The organism is Pseudoalteromonas sp. NGC95 (assembly GCF_015864705.1).
Classification (GTDB): Bacteria; Pseudomonadota; Gammaproteobacteria; order Enterobacterales; family Alteromonadaceae; genus Pseudoalteromonas; species Pseudoalteromonas arctica.
Genome location: NZ_JADYWR010000068.1, coordinates 1 through 625, shown reverse-complemented (window position 1 = coordinate 625; position 625 = coordinate 1). Strand labels below are relative to the sequence as shown.

At 37.8% G+C, this 625-nt stretch carries 2 protein-coding genes; both read right to left on the bottom strand.

Features of this window, described 5'->3' with window-relative positions; genetic code table 11:
- Window positions 1–245, bottom strand: a 245-nt coding sequence (locus I6E70_RS20570) for a Y-family DNA polymerase (protein ID WP_442960300.1), incomplete at its 3' end; no start/stop codon positions are given.
- The coding region (locus I6E70_RS20565) for a LexA family protein (protein WP_197189503.1) at window positions 230–625 on the bottom strand (396 nt) is incomplete at its 5' end. The genes I6E70_RS20570 and I6E70_RS20565, both read right to left, overlap by 16 nt.

Below are 625 nucleotides of genomic sequence, written 5' to 3'. Positions count from 1 at the left end.
TCACTCAAATCAGCGTAGAGTTCATAATTCGATGAGCGCACAACGACATTATGCTGCTCTAAATAGGGTTTTATTTTAAAGTAAGGCTCGAACTTAGGGATGTTAAGCTTTCTCGCAATAGGACATATAGCGCAGATACAGCCATCATTATTTGTTAATACAACAACGGGCTTGTGCCGTAAAGAAGGGTCAAACACCTTTTCTGCACTTGCGTAAAAGGCCACCGCATCTACGAGGGCAAACATCGATTTAACTCAACTTTATTTTTGTGTAGACGGATACTCGTAGTAACGACACCTTCGAGTTTAAAGTCATCATCTTTAGAAATATAAACAGATTTATAATCGTTAGATGCAGAGATTAGTAAACGCTTTGATTTATCTATGATTTTACAAACAAATGTACCGTTATAGTTTGCAACAATGATATCGCCTGTACTTACATCTTCAGCTCTATCAATAACTAACAAATCACCATCGAATATCCCTACGTCTTGCATAGAATGGCCTGAAGCTAGACCAATAAAAGTGGCGTTAGGATGTTTTATTATCAGCTCATCGATTGAAATATCTAGCTCAATATATTCTGCGGCAGGAGATTCAAAGCCGGTAATACCTGCTTCTAT